Annotated in this window: 15 protein-coding genes; 8 read left to right on the forward strand and 7 right to left on the reverse strand. The window is 67.6% G+C overall.

What is annotated here, in order from left to right:
- Positions 1-17 precede the first annotated feature (17 nt).
- Genes ACR65K_RS18715 through ACR65K_RS18730 form a run of 4 tightly spaced genes read left to right on the forward strand, consistent with a single transcriptional unit; the run spans position 18 to position 5,726 of the window.
- A complete protein-coding gene (locus ACR65K_RS18715; protein WP_440154484.1) occupies positions 18-1,313 on the forward strand; it encodes an ABC transporter substrate-binding protein in 1,296 nt (431 codons plus the stop codon).
- A 54-nt stretch (positions 1,314-1,367) separates the two neighbouring features.
- On the forward strand, positions 1,368-2,519 hold the full coding sequence (locus ACR65K_RS18720; protein WP_440154485.1) for an acetylxylan esterase: 1,152 nt from the start codon (positions 1,368-1,370) through the stop codon (positions 2,517-2,519).
- Positions 2,520-2,568: 49 nt separating this feature from the next.
- The gene (locus ACR65K_RS18725) at positions 2,569-4,614 is read left to right on the forward strand and encodes a DUF6807 family protein (RefSeq protein WP_440154486.1); all 2,046 of its coding nucleotides are present in this window, start codon (positions 2,569-2,571) and stop codon (positions 4,612-4,614) included.
- The gene (locus tag ACR65K_RS18730) at positions 4,611-5,726 is read left to right on the forward strand and encodes a M24 family metallopeptidase (protein ID WP_440154487.1); all 1,116 of its coding nucleotides are present in this window, start codon (positions 4,611-4,613) and stop codon (positions 5,724-5,726) included. Before ACR65K_RS18725 ends, ACR65K_RS18730 begins: the two co-directional genes overlap by 4 nt.
- Before the next feature lie 118 nt (positions 5,727-5,844).
- Here the strand turns inward: ACR65K_RS18730 and ACR65K_RS18735 are convergent, their stop codons facing one another.
- From ACR65K_RS18735 to ACR65K_RS18755, 5 genes are read right to left on the reverse strand one after another with little or no spacing between them, the layout of a single operon-like run.
- Positions 5,845-7,296: an aldehyde dehydrogenase (NADP(+)) gene (locus tag ACR65K_RS18735; RefSeq protein WP_440154488.1), complete on the reverse strand. Its 1,452-nt coding sequence runs from the start codon at positions 7,294-7,296 to the stop codon at positions 5,845-5,847.
- A 28-nt stretch (positions 7,297-7,324) separates the two neighbouring features.
- Positions 7,325-8,434: a mandelate racemase/muconate lactonizing enzyme family protein gene (locus ACR65K_RS18740; protein ID WP_440154489.1), complete on the reverse strand. Its 1,110-nt coding sequence runs from the start codon at positions 8,432-8,434 to the stop codon at positions 7,325-7,327.
- Positions 8,434-9,339 (reverse strand): 5-dehydro-4-deoxyglucarate dehydratase, encoded by a 906-nt coding sequence (locus ACR65K_RS18745; protein WP_440154490.1) that lies wholly within the window; start codon positions 9,337-9,339, stop codon positions 8,434-8,436. The genes ACR65K_RS18740 and ACR65K_RS18745 overlap by 1 nt, the downstream gene beginning before the upstream one ends.
- Entirely contained in the window at positions 9,336-10,298 is a 963-nt protein-coding gene (locus ACR65K_RS18750; protein ID WP_440154491.1) for an NAD-dependent epimerase/dehydratase family protein, read from the reverse strand. Before ACR65K_RS18750 ends, ACR65K_RS18745 begins: the two co-directional genes overlap by 4 nt.
- Before the next feature lie 10 nt (positions 10,299-10,308).
- On the reverse strand, positions 10,309-11,721 hold the full coding sequence (locus ACR65K_RS18755; protein ID WP_440154492.1) for a Gfo/Idh/MocA family protein: 1,413 nt from the start codon (positions 11,719-11,721) through the stop codon (positions 10,309-10,311).
- Between the two features lie 356 nt (positions 11,722-12,077).
- Here ACR65K_RS18755 and ACR65K_RS18760 point away from each other — a divergent pair, with 356 nt between their 5' ends.
- Complete coding sequence (locus ACR65K_RS18760; protein WP_440154493.1) at positions 12,078-13,112, forward strand: LacI family DNA-binding transcriptional regulator; 1,035 nt, start codon at positions 12,078-12,080, stop codon at positions 13,110-13,112.
- Positions 13,113-13,118: 6 nt separating this feature from the next.
- Here the strand turns inward: ACR65K_RS18760 and ACR65K_RS18765 are convergent, their stop codons facing one another.
- Complete coding sequence (locus ACR65K_RS18765) at positions 13,119-13,709, reverse strand: TetR/AcrR family transcriptional regulator (protein ID WP_440154494.1); 591 nt, start codon at positions 13,707-13,709, stop codon at positions 13,119-13,121.
- 110 nt (positions 13,710-13,819) lie between these two features.
- Here ACR65K_RS18765 and ACR65K_RS18770 point away from each other — a divergent pair, with 110 nt between their 5' ends.
- Together ACR65K_RS18770 and ACR65K_RS18775 are read left to right on the forward strand one after the other, a co-directional pair.
- Positions 13,820-15,127, forward strand: coding sequence for an MFS transporter (locus tag ACR65K_RS18770; RefSeq protein WP_440154495.1), 1,308 nt, complete (start codon positions 13,820-13,822; stop codon positions 15,125-15,127).
- Complete coding sequence (locus ACR65K_RS18775) at positions 15,128-17,626, forward strand: beta-glucosidase (protein ID WP_440154496.1); 2,499 nt, start codon at positions 15,128-15,130, stop codon at positions 17,624-17,626.
- A 26-nt stretch (positions 17,627-17,652) separates the two neighbouring features.
- Here the strand turns inward: ACR65K_RS18775 and ACR65K_RS18780 are convergent, their stop codons facing one another.
- Positions 17,653-18,366 carry a FadR/GntR family transcriptional regulator gene (locus ACR65K_RS18780; protein WP_440154497.1) on the reverse strand — a complete coding sequence of 238 codons (714 nt, stop codon included), beginning with the start codon at positions 18,364-18,366 and terminating at the stop codon, positions 17,653-17,655.
- 67 nt (positions 18,367-18,433) lie between these two features.
- On the opposite strand from ACR65K_RS18780, the gene ACR65K_RS18785 reads away from it, so the two are divergent.
- Positions 18,434-19,771: an alpha-hydroxy acid oxidase gene (locus tag ACR65K_RS18785; RefSeq protein ID WP_440154498.1), complete on the forward strand. Its 1,338-nt coding sequence runs from the start codon at positions 18,434-18,436 to the stop codon at positions 19,769-19,771.
- Position 19,772: the final 1 nt, after the last annotated feature.

A 19,772-nucleotide genomic window follows, 5' to 3' on the forward strand; every position in this document is an offset into this window, starting at 1 on the left:
GCCGAGGGGCACAACCAATGAAGTTTGGTCTCAAGAAATCCGTCATGGGCGTTACCGGCGTTGTTGCCGCACTCACCTTGGCACTGACCGGTTGCGGCAGCAGCCAGCAGGCCGCAAAGGTGGGAACGGCTGAAGACCCTGTCACCATCCGCTTCGCCTGGTGGGGCAATGATTCAAGGGCGAAAACCACCATGGAGGTTATCAAAGCCTTCGAAGCCGCCAACCCCACCATCAGGGTCCAGGGCGAAAACACCGAATACAGCTCCTACTGGGACAAGATGGCCACCCAGATTGCCGGCGGAACCACGCCGGACGTCATAGCCATGAGCGGCGCCTACCCCAGCGAGTACGCCAGCCGCGGAGTACTGCTGGACCTGGACAAGGTCAAAGACCAGATCGACACCTCGAAGTTCGCGGAGGGAACCGTGGACCTGGGCAAGATCAACGGCAAGCAGTACACCATCACGGCAGGCGTCAACTCCATGTCCATGGTCCTGGACCCCAAGGTGTTCCAGGCTGCGGGTGTGGCGATGCCGGATGACGAGACCTGGACCTGGGACGACTACGCCAGGATCGCGGCCGAGATCACCCAAAAATCCCCGGCCGGAACCTTCGGCACCACGCCCATGTCCAACGACTCCTTCCTTGCCGTATGGGCACGCCAGAACGGCGAGGCCCTCTACACGGATGACGGAAAGAAGATGGGCATCAGCGAGGACACACTGGCACGGTGGTTCGAGCTGAACAAGAAGCTGATGGATACCGGCGGCGCCCCTTCCGCATCACAGACCGTGGAGGACGGCTCCGCGCAGCCGGAAATGACCCTGATGGGACAGGGAAAGCAGGGCATGAAGATCTCCTGGAGCAACCAGATGACGTCCTACTCCGGCGCACCCCTGGTCATGGCCAAGCTGCCCGGCGAAAGCAAGCAGGCCGGCGCCTGGCTGCGCTCCTCCATGGAGTACGCCATCTCGTCCAAGTCCTCCCAGCCCAAGGAAGCGGCCCTGTTCATCAATTACCTGGTCAACAACATGGACGCGGCCGCCAAGATCAAGAGTGACCGGGGCATGCCCGCCAACACCGAACTGAAGGCGGGGATCACTCCCCTGCTGAAGGAAACCCAGCAGAAGGAAGCGGCATACCTGGACCGCATCGCTGCCCTGAAGGTCCAGGCCCCCAAGCCGTTCCCGGCAGGATCTTCGGCCACCATGGAAGTATTGAACCGTTACAACACGGATGTACTCTTCGGAAAGATTTCCCCGCAGGACGCAGCCAAGGGCCTGATCTCCGAGGTCAACCAAAACCTCGGCTGACCAGACCATCCGCACTGTTTGCTCCAGCATCACCAACGGAAGGAGGCAGGCACAGTGACCCCCGCAGCAAGGACCAGAGCAGCAAATGTCCTGGCGGTTCGGCCCAGCGCCATCGCCGGCTATGAGGACTGGCCTGCCTACGTCCGTGAGCATCCACGCCACGAGGCGTCCACGCAGCCGGCGCAGGAGTTCTCGGACGCCTTGGGTGTCCCGGGCGCAGGGGCACTCCCCGCAGTGACGGTGCATTGGGAGGAGACGTACGACGGCGCCACCACCTCCCAGCTCAGCTGGCAGTTGGGGTTCGGGCCGCGGACAACGGGCTGGCTGGTCCGCCCGGCCGGAAGACCAGGGCCCCTCCCTGGGATCCTGGCCCTGCACTGCCATGGCGGAAACAAATTCGGCGGGGCCGACCGGCTGGTGGAATTACCGGACACCCACCCGTCGGCATCGGCCGCCCGCGCCGGCCACTACGATGGCCGCGCCCTGGCCACCGACATCGCACGGCGCGGCTTCGCGGTCCTGGCCCATGACACGTTCGGCTGGGGAAGCCGCAAATTCGACCTTTCAACTCCCCCATGGCGGACAGCCTCGGCGACAGCGGCGAGGCAGGCGCAGTGGCGGGAGGACGGCGTCGTACCCTCCGATGCCGACCAGTACAACGCCGCAGCGGGCTTCCACGAGGACACTGTTGCCAAAGCCGCCGGCCTCCTGGGCACCAGCCTTGCCGGCATGGTGGCGTATGACGACCTTGCAGCGCTCGATGTCCTGGCCGCAATGCCGGACGTGGACCAGGACAGGCTGGGCTGCATCGGCTTCTCCGGCGGCGGCGGCCGCTCACTCGCCCTCTCGGTCCTCAGTCCGCGTATCCGGGCAGCGGTGGTGACCTGCATGATGACCACGTTCGATTCCCTTTTCCCTGCCTACCTGGACGCCCATTCGTGGCTGCTGCAGACCCCCGGGCTGTGGAAACTGGGCGACTGGCCGGAACTCACAGCCCGCTCAGCAGACGCCCGGTTCCTGGTGCAGTACGCCCTGGCCGACGAACTCTTTCCGGAGGACGGGATGCGCCAGGCGCACCGGATCCTGGAATCCCTGCAAGGCGGCAGCGGCCGGTACACGGGCAGCTTCCGGCCCGGCGGGCACGTCTTCACGGCGGCCATGCAGGACGAAGCCCTTGATTTCCTGGCCAAGACGCTGGCATTCTGACCCGTTCTACCCCTGCTCCCAAGTCTTACAACTGCTCCCAAGGACCCACGTGACCACACAGCATTCGGCGGAATCCACGCACCAGCAGACAGCACCGACGGCCGTCCCGCGGGTGGCCCTGGTGGGCGTGCACGGCTTCGGCGAGCGGCATCTTGCCAACCTGGCCCGGCTTGAACAGGCGGGCGCCCTGGAACTGGTGGCCGTCGCCGATCCCAACCCGCCGCAGCCCGGCAGCCTGGTCGCCTCGGTGGCCGTCTTCCCCGACCTGGACGGACTGCTGGCCGCACAGCCGGGCGTCGACGTCGTCATCATTGCCACCCCTATCCAGACGCATGCCCCGCTGGCCATCGCCGCCCTGTCCGCCGGGATGGACGTCTACGTGGAAAAGCCGCCCGTGGCGTCCCTGGCCCAGTTCGAGCAGGTGCTCGCCGCGGCCCGGGACAAAGGCCGCCTGGTCCAGGTGGGCTTCCAGAGCCTTGGGTCCCATGCCCTGCCCGCCATCAGGGACACGGTGGCCGCCGGGGAGATCGGCACCGTCCTGGGCATCAGCGCCACCGGCCAGTGGCTCAGGACCCAGGCATACTTCAAGCGCTCACGCTGGGCAGGAAAGCGCAGCCTGGACGGCGTGGATGTGGTGGATGGCGTTGCCACCAACGCCCTGGCCCACGCCGTTGCCACGGGCCTCTCCCTGGCCGGCGCACGGACCCTCGCCGACGTCGCCTCCGTGGAAACGGACCTGTACCGGGCCAACCAGACCGAAAGCGATGACACCTCGGTGCTCCGGGTCCGCACCGCCCAGGGAACCACGCTGCTGTGCGCCCTCACGCTCTGCGCCCCCGAACAGCTGGACCCCACCGTCACCGTGCACGGGACCCTGGGCGACCTCACGCTCTCCTACACGCGGGACGAGGTGGTGATCACCACCCCGTCCGGCGAGCGCCGGGAGACCTACGCGCGCACGGACCTGCTGGAGAACCTGCTCGAGGCCCGGGTCACCGGGGCTCCCCTGCTCTGCGCACTCGAGGACACCGGCGCGTTCACCGCCGTGCTGGAAGCGATCCGGACCTCCCCCGCGCCGGCCCCGATCGACGGACAATACATCTCGTGGGAGGGCGGAGGCGACGACGCGCATCCCGTGGTCCAGGGAATCACCGACCTGATGGCCCGCGCCGTCAAGGCGCAGGCAACCTTCGCCGAGCTCGGAGCCCCCTGGGCCCGCACCCTGCCGCCAACCCACACGCTGACCCTGGACGGCCACCCGGTGGCTAATTACCGGGACGGCAGCCAGATCCGCGCGGTCTCCTCCCCCCGCCCTTACCTGCACCCGGTCCGGACCCTGGCTGGAACCGTGGTGACGGACCACCAGCCGTTGGACCACGTGTGGCACTTGGGCGTCGGGGTGGCGCTGCAGGACGTGGATGGAGTGAATTTCTGGGGCGGGCGCACGTATACCCGCGAGGCCGGTCAGTACGTCTGGCGCCCGGACCACGGCAGCATCGACAGCACCGGCACCACGGCCGAACAGAATGACGCCGTGGACGGCCGGGAGGGCCGGCTCCAGGAGACCCTCAGCTGGAACGGGCCGGACGGCGCCCCCATCCTTGTGGAGGAACGCACCTGGGCGTGGACCGGCGCCGCGCCCTCCATCTGGCGGCTGTCCCTCGAGTTCGCGCTGTCCCCTTCGGGTGACAGGCCCGTCAGCCTGGGCAGCCCGGGATCGAACGGCCGCTTCGAGGGCGGCTACGGCGGCTTCTTCTGGCGCCTGCCGCAGTGCGCGGACGCGGCAGTCTGGACGCCCGCCGGCACCGGCGAGTCACAGATCCATGGCAGCACCACGCGCTGGCTCGCCTGGTCAGGACAGTTCGACGGCGGGCCCGCCACCTTGGTGTTCGTTGCCCCGGAAGACTCTGCTGACCCCTGGTTTGTCCGCGTGGACGGCTACCCTGGCGTGGGCCAGTCGCTGGCGTGGGACAGCCCCGTCATTGCGGGGCCGGGCAGCCCGGTGCGGCGGCGCATCACCGTTTTTGTGGCCGACGGAATCCTGTCCACACCCGACATCGAAGATCTGATCAACCAGCAGGGGGACCCGTCATGACCCAAACAACAACCTCAGCCGTTTCCCGTCGGGAAGCGCGCCTGGCGCCGGGATCAAGGACGGACCGGGCCATCAAGCGCCGGCGTGTCCTGGACATCCTGGACGGGGCCGGGCAGGACTCCCTGCTGCTCACCACGAACACCGCCCTGACCTGGTACCTGGACGGCAGCCGGGTCCACATCAGCCTGGCGGGCGATCCCATCGCCGCCCTGCTGGTGGACCGCGACGGCGACCACCTGGTCACGTTCAACAATGAGGCCGGCAGGATCGCCGCCGAGGAACTGCCGGCCGGAGTCAACCTGCACACCGTGCCCTGGTACGGGAACCTGCATCAGGCCGCTGCCGCCGTCGGCAACGGCACCCGGCCGCCGCTGGCGGAAGCGGACGTCACGGCGCAGCTGCGCGCCGCCCGCCAGCAGCTCCTCCCGGCCGAAAGTGCCCGCTATTCCATGCTTAGCGCGGAACTGGCCGGGATCATGACCGGTGTCCTGTCAGCCGCCCGCCCGGACACCACGGAGTTCGAGCTGGTTTCGGCGCTGGCCGCCCGGGTGGTGGCCGCCGGTGCCGAACCGCTGGTGCTCCTGTGCAACGGCAGTTCCCGCAGCACTTTCCGGCACCCCCTGGCCACGCATTCCCCGCTCGGCCGCCGCGCCATGGCCGTCGTGTGTGCCCGCCGGGACGGCCTGGTTGCCAACATCACCCGGTGGGTACGGTTCGACGCCGGCACCCCCGAAGAGCGCGACGCCGAGGCCCGCATCGCAGCAGTGGAGGCAGACATCTTTGATGCAACAGTTCCCGGTGCCCGGCTGGACCGGATCTTCGCCGAGATCCAGGCAGCCTATGCGCGGCACGGTTTCGGGGCTGACCAGTGGGAACAGCACCACCAAGGCGGTCCCGCCGGTTACGCGGGCCGGGATCCCCGGGTGACGTCCGAGGTGACCGACACGGTGGTGCTGGACCAGGCGTTCACCTGGAACCCCTCGGGCCCCGGCGTGAAGATCGAAGACACCGTGCAGCTTACGGACTCCGGACTTCGCGTCCTCACCGTGGACCCGCGCTGGCCGGTGGTTACCGTGAACGGGCTGGACCGGCCGGTGACCCTGCAGCTCTAAAGAGACGCCCGCTCAGATACTGCAGCAAAACGCGAAACGCCCGCTCAGTTATGGCCGCATTAGCAGCCACAACTGAGCGGGCGTTTCGATTAAATGCACATCATCTGAGCGGGCGTTGCTACGGAAGCTGCAGTTCACCGTCCACGCGGCGCGGGATGCCCAGGGGGTTGTCCTCGCGCAGGGCCAGGTGCAGCACTGCCTCGGGGGCGTCCTGGTAGGCCACGGGGCGCTGGAACCGGCGGACCGCCGTCGCGCCCACCGAAGTGAAGAGCGAGGTGGTGGCCGGGTACGGGCCGCCGTGCTGCTGGGCCCAGTTGACGGCGACGCCCGTGGGCCAGCCTTCAAAGAGGACGCGTCCTGCGAGTCCGGACAGCTGCTCCGCCAGGCCTGCGATGTCCTCCCCGGGCTGCGCGTGCAGGGTGGCAGTCAGGCTGCCCGGGACCTTGGCCAGGACAGCGGACAGTTCGTCCTGGTCCGTGTATTCGATCAGGATGGTGGTGGGGCCAAAGCATTCCTCCAGCAGCTGCTCCGGGCGTTCCAGCACCTTGGCGGCGGTGGTGGAGAACACCACCGGCGCCGCGCCATCCGCCGCCGCGTCCTGGTCCACGGTGCCGCTGACCACGTCCACACCGTCCACCGACGCAAAGGCGCGCAGGCCGTCCGGGTAGGCTTCCGCGATCCGGGTGGTCAGCATGCCCAGGGCCGGCTTGTCCTTGCTCGCCTCTGCCACTTCCGCCGCAAACTGAGTTCCGGCAGGGATGAACACCAGGCCCGGCTTGGTGCAGAACTGGCCCGCACCAAGGGTGAAGGAGCCAGCCAGTCCGGCGGCGAGTTCAGTGGAACGCGCCTGCAGCGCCGCAGCGGTGATGACCACAGGATTCAGGCTGCCCAGTTCCCCGTAGAAGGGGATGGGGTCGGGGCGGGAGGTGGCGAGGTCGAACAGGGCCCGGCCGCCGGGGATGGACCCGGTGAAGCCCACGGCCTTGACGGCGGGGTCCTGGACCAAGGCCGTTCCCACTTCGCGGCCGTGGACCAGGGCGAACAGCCCTTCCGGTGCACCGGCGCCGCGGAGCGCCTCCGCCACGATCTCCGCCGTCCGCTCCGAAAGCCGAAGGTGGCCCGAGTGTGCCTTGACGATCACTGAACAGCCGACGGCGAGGGCCGAGGCCGTGTCACCGCCTGCCACCGAGAAGGCGAACGGGAAGTTGGACGCGGAGAAGACGGCAACGGGGCCGATGGGCTTGAGGATCCTGCGGAGGTCCGGCCTGGGCGGGGTGGCAGCTGGATCGGCGTGGTCAATGATGGCCTCAAGGTAGGAGCCCTCGGTGATCACGCGGGCGAACAGGCGCAGCTGGCCGGTGGTGCGGGCAACTTCACCGGTAAGGCGCGCGGCGCCCAGGCTGGTCTCGGCATCGGCGATCTCCACCAGTTCGGCAGCGTTGGCGTCCAGGGCGTCCGCCACGGCGTTCAGCCAGCCGGCGCGTTCAGCATCGGAAGCTGCGGCCGAGATCCTGGCCGCTGCTGTGGCCGCAGCGGTGAGCTCGGTCAGGGAAAGCGTTGCAGTTGTCACGTCAGGTACCCGTTCGTCGTATGGAAATTCATGGTTGCAGCGTGTCCCGGAAACGGAAGCCCAGTCCGGGCTGGTCCCCCAGGGTCACCCTGCTGTTGGTGAACCGCACCGGTGACGGCCCGGCCAAAATTCCCAGCTGCTCGAAGGACGCCTCTTCGACGTCCTCCACCATGGTGGGTTCGGCCAGGGTCAGGGCCAGTTGCCCGGACAGTTCCGGCAGCAGGTGCGGCATGACTTTGATGCTGTTGGTCCTCGCCAGTTCAACAATCCGCCGGAACGGGGTAATCCCGCCCACCCGGATGATGTTGGGCTGGATGATGTCCACCGCCTCCGCCTCAATGAAATCGCGGAATCGGTAGATGGTGTGCAGGTTTTCGCCAAGGGCGATGGGCACGGGCGAATGCTTCCGGAGCCGGCGGTAGGCCCAGAGATCGTCCGCGCGGATGGGTTCCTCCAGCCATTCCAGCCCGAATTCGGCCAGGACGTCCAGGGCCCGGAAGGTGGTGGGCAGGTCCCACCGCTGGTTGGCGTCGATCATGAGCCCGCGGTCCGGGCCCAGGACGGAGCGGACGGCGGCTACGCGTTCGCGGTCCTCGCGGATGTCCGGCTTTCCCACCTTGATCTTCACCGCCTGGTGGCCGGCGGCAACCCACCGTTCGGCCTGCGCCACCAGCTCGTCCAGGGTGTAGTGCAGGTTGACCCCGGAGCCGTACACCTCTGCCGATTCCTGCCGCTGGCCCAGCAGGCCGGTGACCGACGTGCCGGCGCGGCGGGCCTGCAGGTCCCAGAGTGCCAGGTCCACCCCTGCCATGGCGATGGTGGTGAGGCCTCCGCCGCCGGCCTCGTGCAGCCGTTTCCAGAGCACATCCCACACGGCCTCGGGGGTGGCGGCAAGCCCCGTGACGAAAGGTGCGACGTCGTGGTCAAGCAGCGCCTTGACGGCCTGGGGACCAATGGTGGGCGTCCAGGAGAAACCGAAGCCCGTCCCGCCGTCGTCCGTGTGGACCTCCGTGGCAATCACGTGGTTCTCCGGCGCCTCCACTCCCCAGCTGCGGCGCAGCGGAACGGTGAGGAGCCGCGTTGACAGGCCGGTGATGCGCGGAACAGTGCGGACGGCTTCGGCCGCGGGTGCGCTCATCAGTGACCGGCCAGCTCGTAGCCCCTGGCCAGGATGGCTTTGAGCTCCACGAGCTGTTCCTCCGTGGGATCGACCAGTGGCGGCCGGACCGAGCCCACCGGCAGTCCGCCCAGCCTCAGGCCGGCCTTGATCAGGGAAACGCCGAAGCCGGGGGTCTGGTCGCGCAGGCGTACCAGGGGTGCGTAGAAGCCCTCGAGGAGGGCGTTGCGGCGGTCCTCGTCCCCTGCAGCGTAGGCGTCGTAGTAGGCCTTGGCGATCTCGGGGGCCATGGCGAACGCAGCCGAGGAGTAGAGCGGGATGCCCAGGCCGCGGTAGGCGCCCTGCGTCAGTTCGGCGGTGAGCAGCCCGTTGAAGAAGGCAAAGTCCTTCCGCCCGGTGGCCTTGACGGCGGACACGATTTCCTGGGCGAGGCCCACGTCGCCCAGACCGTCCTTGAACCCGATGACCTTGGGGTTGGCCGCGAGCTTGGCCATTGAGGCGGCAGTGAACCTGGCATTGCCGCGGTGATACACGATGACCGGCAGGCTGCTGGCGTTGGCCACGGCCTCGATGTAGGCCACCAGCCCGTCCGTGGGGCCGGTGACCAGGTATGGCGGCAGCACCAGGAGCGCGTCAGCGCCGGCTTCTTCAGCAGCCCGGGCGGCGGCAAGGGCGTGGCCCAGGGGGCCGCCCGCGCCGGCCACCACGGGGACCTGGCCGGCAACAACGTCGACGGCGGCACGCACCACGGTGCGGACCTCCTCAATGCTGAGGGCGTGGAATTCACCGGTGCCGCATGCGGGGAAGACGCCGCCGGGCCCAAAGGGCAGCCGGGAGCTGATGTGTTCCTTGAGCAGTTCCACGTCAACAGCGCCTTCGGCTGTAAACGGGGTGACGGGGAAGAAGAGTACGCCGTCGAATTTCATGATGTCTCCTTGCCTCCGCCGGCGGTAACCAGCGCGGAGGCCTCGTCGTTGAGGGTTGGATATGACTTGAGCTCGGTCCGCCACGTGCGCTTGGGCTGCCACCCCAGCAGTTCCCGGGCTTTGGCAATCGAGAACGCGGGACTGGTTCCGGTCAGGCCGGCGCTGAGCGCTTCGCTTCCGGGCAGGAATTTCGGCATCAACTCCGCCAGCGGGGCGGTGGCCAGTGCATCAGGCGCGCCCACGAAGAAGGTTTCCCCGTTGGGAATGTCTTCCATTTTCTGCAGCAGCAGGTCCAGGAAGTCCGCCACGTCCCGGGCGTCCACATAGTTGAAGAGCGCCGGTGCTGAGAGGGCGGGATCGGCCAGGCGTTCGGCAAGGGTGTGTCCCTGCTGGGTGGGAGCGCCTTCCCATTCCTCCGGCGAGATGACGAAGCAGGGACGGAACGCCGCGTACCGGATCTTCTCTCCCTGCGCCGCGGCGAACATCTGCACGGTCTGTTCGGCAATGAGCTTGGACAGCGCGTAGGCGTTCCAGGGCTTGGGCGGGGTGCGCTCATCGAGCGGGAACGACGGCGGCAGCCACCCGGCCGGGCAGCCGTAGCCCAGGACCGTGGGGCTGCTGGCGGTGACGATTTTTCCGATCCCCAGCTCCGTTGCGGCGCTGATCACGGCGAAGGCGAGCCGGGTGTTCGTGCTGACAATGACGTCCTCCGGCGCGCTGAACGGTACCGCGATCGCCGCAAGGTGGATGACGGCGTCGGGCTGTGCGTGCCGAAGGAGGCGCAGCGCCTCACCCGGCGCCAGGAGGTCCGCGGTTTCCTGGACGACGCCGTCCGGCAGGAGTTCGGCGGGAACGGCGTCGCGGTCAACCGAGACTACGTCGTGGCCCGCTTGCGCGAGCCCCGCCACCACGCTGCGGCCGAGGCGGCCGGAGCCGCCGGTAACGAATATCCTGCTCATGGTTTTTCCTCTACTTGGCGCGGCGAAGGTCGACGCCGAGGTCCAGGTCCTCGACCCGGACGGGCAGGGACGTTTCCAGGGAGCGGTTGCCGGCGATGCCCACGGACACCGAACGCAGCCCGTCCAGGTAGCCGGAGGGGCGGCCCAGGGGGTCCTCGCCCGGTCCGTTGAAGAGGTCCGACAGCAGCAGCTCGTCACCGCCGCCGTGGCCGCCCTCGCCGTTAATAATGGGCACCTCGTAGGCTGCCTCCCAGTGGCGCTGGACCACCAGGCGCTCGCCGTTGCGGCGCACGGCGTCCTCTTCCTCAACCGGGGTTGCGGACGGGTCCACCACGGTCTTCTTGTCCGTGCTGTGCAGGACGGCGGCGCGTTCCACCACCTCAAGCTCGGCGCGGCCTTCGGTGCCGTTGACCGCCACACGGTAGCCTTCCCACGGGCTGTGGGCATTCAGCGAGTAGCTCAGGCGCGGGCCGCCCTGGTACTCCACCACCAGGGCCAGGTTGTCCTCTATGGTGATGCCGGCGGTGAACACATCCTGGTCGCGGCGGTAGCCGTCGTAGTGTTCGTTGTCCAGGAACAGGGCCTTGAGCCGCTCGTCCTCCCTGAGGTCAAGCGCGAAGGGGTCCTTGGCGCCGGCGGGGGCATCGGCGTCGGGCGTTCCACGCTCAGGGCGTGGGCCAAGGCCGCGCTCGGCAGCGTTCTTGTCGCCGTAGAACTTGAGGCCACCGGACGCGAAGATCCGCTCCGGGACATCGTCGATCCACCAGTTGACCAGGTCGAAGTGGTGCGACGCCTTGTGGATGAGCAGGCCCCCGGAGTTCTTCTTCTCACGGTGCCAGCGGCGGAAGTAGTCCGCGCCGTGGACGGTGTCCAGGACCCAGCTGAAGTCGACCGACGTGACCTTGCCGATCACGCCGCTCTGGATGATTTCCTTGAGCGCGCTGTTGCGCGGCGAGTAGCGGTAGTTGAACGTGACCACCACGTTCCGGCCGGTCTCCTGGACGGCCCGGGTGATGCGGCGGCAGCCTTCGGCATCGATGGTGAGGGGCTTTTCGACGACGACATCCGCGCCGGCGCGAAGGCCCTCCACGATGTAGTCCGCGTGGGTGTAGTCCGGGGTGGTGACGATGATCCGGTCGATGTTGTTGGCCTGGATGAACGCGGTGAGGTCCGCGGGATCAAAAGCTGCCACCGGTCCCGGCGCACCGAGTTCCTGGATGAGCTTCTGGTAAAACTCAACGCGTCCAGGGTTCACGTCTGAGAACGCCACGAGCTCGGCGGTGTCCGCGTGTTTGCCGAAGATGGCCCGGATGTACATCTCGGAGCGGCCGCCGGTGCCGATCAGGGCGATCCGTGCCTTCCCGCCATTCGTGCTGGCCTGGGAAGCTGCTGTGGCCGACGTCGTCTCGGCTGTGTTGACCATGGGGTCCCTTTCAAAAACTCAAAACCGGCGGTGGGAACGGCGGCTGTGTGATCGGCGGCGGCACTTTGCTGTACCGGATGGAAAAGAACGAGAAAGCGTTTTCTCGTGTGTCTATAGAAGTTGTATCAACCCTTCAGTCCATCCGTCAACCATTTTCCAGCTTGAGGGAAAGCGTTTTCTGAGGCTGCTGCCCGGACCTTTGCCGACCGGCTGGGAAAACGGCCGGGAAAAGCATAGAAATCGCTTTCCTGCTGCCGTATATGCTGTCTTTCAAAGCACCTGCCGTCCTGGCCGGGCCGCCGGAACACCAAGGATCCCCGGCGGCGCCGGCGGACGGCGCAAAAGAAGGGTTCCCTATGGCCAGGAAATCGGCAAGCGGCCGGATCGGCATCGCGGATGTCGCCGTGAAGGCGGGAGTTTCCCATGCCACCGTTTCGCGTGTCATGAACGGAAACTTCACCGTGGACCCGGACATTGCCGCCAGGGTCCGCGCAGCCGCAGCGGAGCTGAAGTACCAGCCCAACCCCGTGGGCCGCAGCCTGGCCCTCGGCAAGACGGACACGATTGGCATTGTGGTGCCGGACCTGGCCAACCCCACCTTCCAGGCGATCCTCCGCGGCTTGAGCAGGGCTGCCGCCCAGGACGGTTACCGCGTGCTCATCGCGGATTCATTCGAAGTGTCCAGCGAGGAGTCCATCCTTGCGGGCGAGGCGCGCCGGCGGTGCGACGGGCTGGTCCTGTGCGCCCCCCGCATGTCGGACGCGGAACTGGAGGAGATTGCACCCTCCCTGCACCCGCTGGTGCTGATCAACCGCACCACCAACGCGCCGAACGTGCCCGGCCTGGTGGTGGACTACGGCCAGGGCGTCCAGGACATCGCGGGGCACCTGGTGGAACTGGGCCACACCCGCCTTGCCTTCCTTGCGGGGCCGCCCCGCAGCGCCTCCAATGAGATGCGGCTCAAGGGCCTGGAGACGTTCAGGGCCGCCCACCCCGAGGTGGAGGTGACCATGCTGGAAGGCGGCTCAGACTTCGACACCGGGCACGAAGCGGTGGATGCCGTCCTGCAGAGCGGTGCCACGGGGATTCTGGCCTTCAACGACCTGGTGGCCATGGGCCTCATGAGCGGCCTGCATGAGCGCGGCCTGGATATACCCGGGGACATTTCCGTGACCGGCTTCGACGACATCCCCTTTGCCAGGTATACGACGCCGGCCCTCACCACGGCCGCGGTCCCCATCACGGAACTGGGCGAGCAGGCCTGGCACCAGCTCCGGGCATTGATCCGCAAAGAAGAGAACGAAACCCCCGGCAGCCGCTACCAGCCGCGGCTGGAAGTCCGGGCCAGCACAGGGCCGGCCAAGGCGCCGCGCAGCACAGTGCACGGCTGACACTGCCTAGGCCGGCGGGGGCGTCAGGAGCACATCGATGAACTCCCGCAGTCCGTCTGCCACATCCACGTCCTTGTCGTAGAGCCACTGCAGCTGCAGGCCGTCAGAAACCGCCACCAGCAGCCGCGCCAAGTCGGCCGCCGGCAGGTCTGAGCGCGCCTCCCCCACTGACTGGCGGCGCCCGATATCTGCTGCCAGCACCTCAACCACCTCGGCATAGCGGTCCTTGAAGTACCCGTGGGAGTCATGTTCTGGGTCGTTGGCAGTGGCCGACGCCACGGCGTACAGGGTGGTGAGCCCGGGTTCCCGGCGATTCCGCTCTGCGGAGCGCACCATCAGAGCCAACGCCGCCTGGTCCGCCCCCATCGCCGCGAGACTGCGCCGGTCCCTTTCGGCCAGCACTGCCGTCAGCAGTTCCTGCTTGCCTCGAAAGTAATGGAAAAGGGTGGCTTCCTTCACGCCCACCAGCTCAGCCACCCGTTTGAGGGCCGTCCCCTCGAAGCCTTCCGTTGCGAAAACGTCAGTTGCTGTCTGGATGATCTGTTCGCGGCGTTCCGCTCCTTTTGCGTACTGGCCGCGCGGCTTTGATGAAGGCACCAAGACAGTGTATTTCACGCCCCGAAAGAAAAACCTAGTCACACTTGGTTTTTACGGGTACCATCATTTGCAGGACCCAATGGAGGGTCGTTTTTCTGTCAGGAGGCAACGTGGCCGTCACTACCAATACCGAGGATTCCGCAGGGCTGACAGCGCCCGGGACCTCTTCCAGCATCACCGTTTCATCTGTTCCCGCTTCCGGGACCCCCACCAAAGCACCCCGCGCGTATGTCATCGGCATGCCCATCGCCAGCGCAGGCCTCTGGATGGCCGTCCTGGCGCCCGCCTTGGTGGTGCTGGCCATCAAGGTCTCGGAAATTACCACCCCGGAGACCCGGGCCGGGGCACTCAGCCTGGTGGCCGGCGTCGGCGCGCTGATCGCGCTGCTGGCCAACCCCTTCTTCGGGCGGCTGAGTGACCGCACCACCTTCCGCTTTGGCATGCGCAAGCCCTGGATTGTGGGCGGCTCCCTCGTGGGGATGGGTTCGCTGGTCCTGCTCGGGACAGCCACCGACGTACCAGGTGTGATGGTGGCCTGGATCCTCGCGCAACTGAGCTTCAACGCCGCGCTGGCCGCACTGGTGGCCACCCTTCCGGACCAGGCATCTCCTGCGGAACGCGGACGCCTGTCCGGACTGATCGGGATGACCCTCCCCATTGGTCTTGTCGCCGCCGCCTACTTCGCCCAGCTCTTTGACAACGCCTTCCAGATGGCGGTGGTCCCGGGGGCCGTGGGCACTGCACTTGCCATCGCCTTCGCCTTCACCTTCAAGGACCGGGTGCTCACCGAGAAGCCGGCGCCGCTGAACCTCAAGGAAATCGCGGGCTCCTTCTACTTCAACCCCCGCACGTACCCCGGGCTGGCCTGGGCCTGGTTCACGAAATTCCTGGTTTACATCGGCTACTGCGCCGGCCTGCTGTACCTGCCCTACTTCTTCGCCGACCATCTTCGCGTTGCGGAAACCGACGTAGCCTCACTGGTCTTCCAGGCCACGCTGGTCAGCTCCCTTGGGACCGTGGTCACCAGCCTCGCCGGCGGCTGGATCAGCGATCGGATCGGCAAGCGCAAAGGCATGGTCATCGCGTCCGCCATCATCATGATGGCCGGCCTGGTGGTCATCGCCAACAGCAGCACCACGGACCAGGTCCTGGTGGGACAGGCAATTGCCGGCCTGGGCCTCGGCTGCTTCGGGGCCGTGGACGTCGCCCTCATCGCCGACCTCCTGCCCGGCAGCCAGAGCGAAAACGCCAAGACCTTCGGCGTCTTCAACATCGCCCAGGCCCTGCCGCAGTCACTTGTCCCCGCACTGGCGTTCCCTGTCATCACCCTCGGCGGATATCCCGCCCTCTTCATCGGCGGGGCGGTCGTCGGCATCATCGGCGCCGTCCTCGTTACCCGCATCAAAGGAGTCAAATAAATGAACCCCACCCTTTCCCCGGCCGTGACGGCACCTGCCGCCGGTTCGCCCGATGCAGAGGCCCGTATCCGGGAACTTGCCGAAAGCCTCACCCTCGAAGAGCAGGTCCAGCTCCTGACGGGTGCAGACGTGTGGGCCACGCACGCGCTGCCCTCCATCGGCCTCTCACGCGTCGTCCTCTCGGACGGCCCCTCGGGCGTCCGCGGCGAAGACTTCGACGAGCGGCACGACTCCGTCTCGCTGCCGTCGTCGTCCGCGCTCTCCGCGACCTGGAGCGTTGAAACCGCACGCCGCTACGGCCAGGTCCTCGGACAGGAAGCGCGCCGCAAGGGCGTCCACGCCGTCCTCGGCCCCACCATCAACCTGCACCGCTCCCCGCTGGGCGGACGGCACTTCGAGTGCATGAGCGAAGACCCGCGCCTCACCGCCACCCTGGCGGCGGGCTACGTGGCCGGCGTCCAGTCAATGGGCGTGGGTGCAACCCCCAAGCACTACCTCGCCAACGAGGCAGAGACGGACCGTTTCACCGCTGATTCCGTGGTGGACGAGCGCCCGCTCCGCGAGCTGTACCTGACCGCCTTCGAGGACGCCATCACCGAGGCACGCGCCTGGCTGGTGATGAGCTCCTACAACTCCATCAACGGCACCACGGCCACCGAAAACGAACTGCTCAAGACGCCGCTGGCCACCGAATGGGGCTTCGACGGTGTGGTCGTTTCGGACTGGACTGCCGTCCGCTCGGTGGAGGCAGCCAACGCCCACCAGGACCTGGAGATGCCCGGCCCGGCAGGCCACTGGGGCCCCAAGCTTCTGGCAGCTGTCAATGACGGCCGGGTCAGCAGGACCGCCATCCTCGAGAAAGTCATCCGGATCCTCCGCCTCGCGGCACGCGTGGGCTCACTCGAAGGCGTCGCCCCGGCCGTCACGGAACTTCCGGCACCCCTCAACGCCGCCGCCGTCGCGCGTGAAGTGGCAGTCCGCGGTGCCGTACTGGTCCGCAACAGGGACGGCCTGCTGCCCCTTGATCCGTCGGCCCTGGCGGGCATTGCGGTCAGCGGACACAACGCCGAGGAGGCCCGGACGCAGGGCGGCGGCAGTGCCACCGTCATGCCCAAATACACCGTTTCGCCCCTGGAAGGGCTGCGCGATGCGCTGCCGGCGGGCGTCAGCCTGAGCTACGCCCGCGCCGCCAAGGTGGCCGAAGGACTGCAGGCCTTCCCACGCACCTCGCTGCACAACCCGGTCTCCAACGTTCCCGGCATGCGGGTGACCTTCCTGGCGGAGGACGGCTCGGACATCTCGGGTGAGGACCGCCTGGCATCGCACCTGATCTGGTTCGGCGTCGGAATCCCGGAAGGTGCCGCCGCCATCCGCATGGAAACCGACTGGACGGCACCGACGGCCGGCATCCACCACCTGGGCGTGGGCACAGTGGGAAAGATCCGCCTGTCACTCAAGGGTGGCGAAGTGTTCAACGGCGATATAGAGGACGACACCGACATACTCGGTGCCGCCCTCTTCGACCCGCCCAAGACGGTCCACCCCGTGGAAACCACTGCGGGGGAGCGGGTCAGGATTGAGGCCGTCTACGAACTGCCCAAGCAGCAGGCCATTCCCTTCACGGCCATCCTGCTCGGCGAAGAAACCGTGGTGGAGGACCCGCAGGCCGAGATCCAGGCAGCGGTGGAAAATGCCAAGGCCGCCGACGTGGCCGTTGTGGTGGTGGGAACCAGCGCGGCCATCGAATCCGAGGGCTTCGACCGCAAGGACCTTGATCTGCCCGGCTGGCAGAACCAGCTGGTGGAGGCTGTGGCCGCAGTGAACACGCGGACCATCGTCGTGGTCAACTCCGGGTCGCCGGTCTTGATGCCCTGGCTGGACAAGGTGGGCGCGGTCCTGCTGGGCTGGTTCGGCGGCCAGGAATTCGGCCGGGCCATCGCCGACATCCTGCTGGGTGCCGAGGAGCCGGGCGGGCGCCTGCCCACCACCTGGCCGGCAGCGCTGGCGGACGTACCCGTGCTGGACACCACCCCCGTGGACGGCAAGCTGGTGTATGCGGAAGGCATCCATGTGGGCTACCGCGCCTGGCTCAAGCAGCAGGCCGAAGGCGGCGCCGCGCCTGCCTTGCCCTTCGGATTCGGCCTGGGCTACACCTCGTTCGAACTGGGCACCGCCCACGCTCCCCAGTCGGTCCCGGCGGGCAATGACGTTGTGGTGCACGTTCCGGTGAGGAATACCGGGACCCGGTCCGGCCGCGAGGTGGTGCAGGTGTACCTGGAGCGGCGCGATTCCGCAGTGGACCGGCCGGTTCGCTGGCTGGCAGGTTACTCCGGCACCCATCTGGCACCGGGCGGTGCGGACAACGTGGCGGTACGCATCCCCGCCAGGTCATTCGGCCATTACGACGACGGGTGGCAGCTGGAGCGCGGGACTTTCCGGATCCTGGTGGGCCGCCATTCAGCAGACGACTTCCAGTCGCTGGAGATCGAGTTGCGCTGACGGCACGCGTCCGACGCACCGCCGCACTACGGCCGGGCGGGCTCCGCAGCATCGGAGCCCAGCCCGGCCTCTTCGTAGAACCCCTCGATGTGGGCCGCCACCAGTTCTGCGGCCCGGCCGCCCTCGCCACTCCTGACGGCGGCGAGGATGGCATGGTGCTCAGCGCGCAAGCGCGAGGCCGTGGTTTCCCAGTCCGGCAGATTGGCAGTCAGTTCGGCCGCGTAGCCCTGGATGGCTTCCCGGAGCGACCCCATCATGGCGCTGACCACCGTGTTGCCTGCGGCGTTGGCCAGGGCCAGGTGGAACCGGACGTCAAGGGCCAGGAAATCCCTGGCTGGCAGGCCTTCCGGGGCATCCATGGCTTCCAGGAGGACAGCCGCATCATCGAGTTCGGGCGCGTCCTGCGGTGCCTTCGCCGCAGCCCATGATTCCAGCAGGACCCGCGTTTCGACGATGTCCGCCACGGGCAGGTGCTGGGTGGCCACGTGCAGCCGAAGGGCAGAGCCCAGTGCGGAGGTGGGGTCCGAAATCACTACCGTCCCGGCGTCGGGCCCGGACCCGACGCCCGCGCGGAGCACCCCCATTGCCTCAAGGATCCGGATGGCCTCGCGGACCGACGTGCGGGAAACCTTGAGCTGCTCGGCCAAGGTGCGCTCCGCCGGCAGCCTGCCGCCCACGGCCAACCGGCCTGCGGAGAGTTGGTCCTCGATCCAGGACAGGACCAGCTGATGGGTGCGCATAGGTCCCATGCTACTTGATGTGGTTGGACCACATCACCTAGAGTGTGGTTGGACCATAGGAGGAACCATGACCCACACCATCCAGCCCAACAACCCGGAGACCACCCCGGCGCCGGACACCACTGACATCCCCGCAGCGCCGGCACCCGCCCGGGCTCCGTCGTCGTCCGCCCTGCCCGCCGCACTGAAGCGCCGCGTTCCCAAATACTCTGACCTTGCGCCGCTGATGCAGTTCAAGAAGCCGGAGTTCAGCAGGGAGGCCCGGCTGAAGCGGGCCAGCACCATCTGGGAGCTGCGCGACATCGCCAAGCGGCGCACTCCGCAGGCACCGTTCGACTACACCGATGGCGCTGCAGAAGAGGAAATCACCCTCCGCCGCGCCCGCCAGGCCTTCCTGGACATCGAGTTCCGGCCGGGCATCCTGCGCAACGTCTCCGCGATCGATCTCAGCACGGAGATCCTGGGCAAGCCGGCACGGCTTCCCGTTGGTATTGCCCCGACGGGGTTCACCCGGATGATGCAGTCCGAGGGCGAGTACGCGGGGTCGCAGGCGGCCGAGGCGGCCGGCATCCCCTACACGCTGTCCACCATGGGCACCGCGTCCATCGAGGATGTTGCCGCAGCGGCACCGAACGGCCGCAACTGGTTCCAGCTCTATCTGTGGACGGACCGGGACCGCTCGCTGGAACTGATCGAGCGCGCTGCCAAGGCCGGCAACGACACCCTCATGGTCACTGTCGACACAGCTGTGGCCGGCGCCCGCCTCCGGGACGTCCGCAACGGTATGACCATCCCGCCGGCCCTGACCCTCAAGACCGTCCTGGACGCCTCCTACCGGCCGGCCTGGTGGTTCAACTTCCTCACCCACGAGCCGCTCACCTTCGCCTCGCTCTCCCGCTACACCGGCACGGTGGCGGACCTCATCAACTCCATGTTCGATCCCACCCTCACCTTCGAGGACCTGGACTGGCTGCGCGAAACGTGGAAAGGCAAGCTGGTGGTCAAGGGCATCCAGACCGTGGAGGATGCACGCCGGGTGGTTGACCATGGCGCCGACGGCGTGGTCCTGTCCAACCACGGCGGCCGCCAGCTGGACCGGGCGCCCATCCCCTTCCACCTGCTCCCCGAGGTCAAGCAGGCCTTCACCGCAGACAACAGCAATGCCGCCATCATGCTGGACACCGGGATCATGAGCGGCGCGGACATCGTGGCGGCGCTGGCCCTCGGCGCCGATTTCACATTGATCGGCCGCGTCTACCTGTACGGGCTGATGGCCGGCGGCCGCGCCGGGGTGGACCGCACCCTCCAGATCCTCGAGAAGGACATGGCACGGACCATGGCACTGCTGGGCGTCAGCAAGGTCTCCGACCTGGCCCCGGACCACGTGCGGCTGCTGGCGAAGTAAG

Source organism: Arthrobacter sp. SAFR-179, from assembly GCF_059414945.1.

Bases quoted from the DNA above. Each gene is read 5' to 3' on its own strand.
- ACR65K_RS18775 (WP_440154496.1), top strand. From the start codon at position 15,128: ATGAACCCCACCCTTTCCCCGGCCGTGACGGCACCTGCCGCCGGTTCG.
- ACR65K_RS18760 (WP_440154493.1), top strand. From the start codon at position 12,078: ATGGCCAGGAAATCGGCAAGCGGCCGGATCGGCATCGCGGATGTCGCC.
- ACR65K_RS18750 (WP_440154491.1), bottom strand. From the start codon at position 10,298: ATGAGCAGGATATTCGTTACCGGCGGCTCCGGCCGCCTCGGCCGCAGC.
- ACR65K_RS18730 (WP_440154487.1), top strand. From the start codon at position 4,611: ATGACCCAAACAACAACCTCAGCCGTTTCCCGTCGGGAAGCGCGCCTG.
- ACR65K_RS18755 (WP_440154492.1), bottom strand. From the start codon at position 11,721: ATGGTCAACACAGCCGAGACGACGTCGGCCACAGCAGCTTCCCAGGCC.
- ACR65K_RS18740 (WP_440154489.1), bottom strand. From the start codon at position 8,434: ATGAGCGCACCCGCGGCCGAAGCCGTCCGCACTGTTCCGCGCATCACC.
- ACR65K_RS18745 (WP_440154490.1), bottom strand. From the start codon at position 9,339: ATGAAATTCGACGGCGTACTCTTCTTCCCCGTCACCCCGTTTACAGCC.
- ACR65K_RS18715 (WP_440154484.1), top strand. From the start codon at position 18: ATGAAGTTTGGTCTCAAGAAATCCGTCATGGGCGTTACCGGCGTTGTT.
- ACR65K_RS18785 (WP_440154498.1), top strand. From the start codon at position 18,434: ATGACCCACACCATCCAGCCCAACAACCCGGAGACCACCCCGGCGCCG.
- ACR65K_RS18780 (WP_440154497.1), bottom strand. From the start codon at position 18,366: ATGCGCACCCATCAGCTGGTCCTGTCCTGGATCGAGGACCAACTCTCC.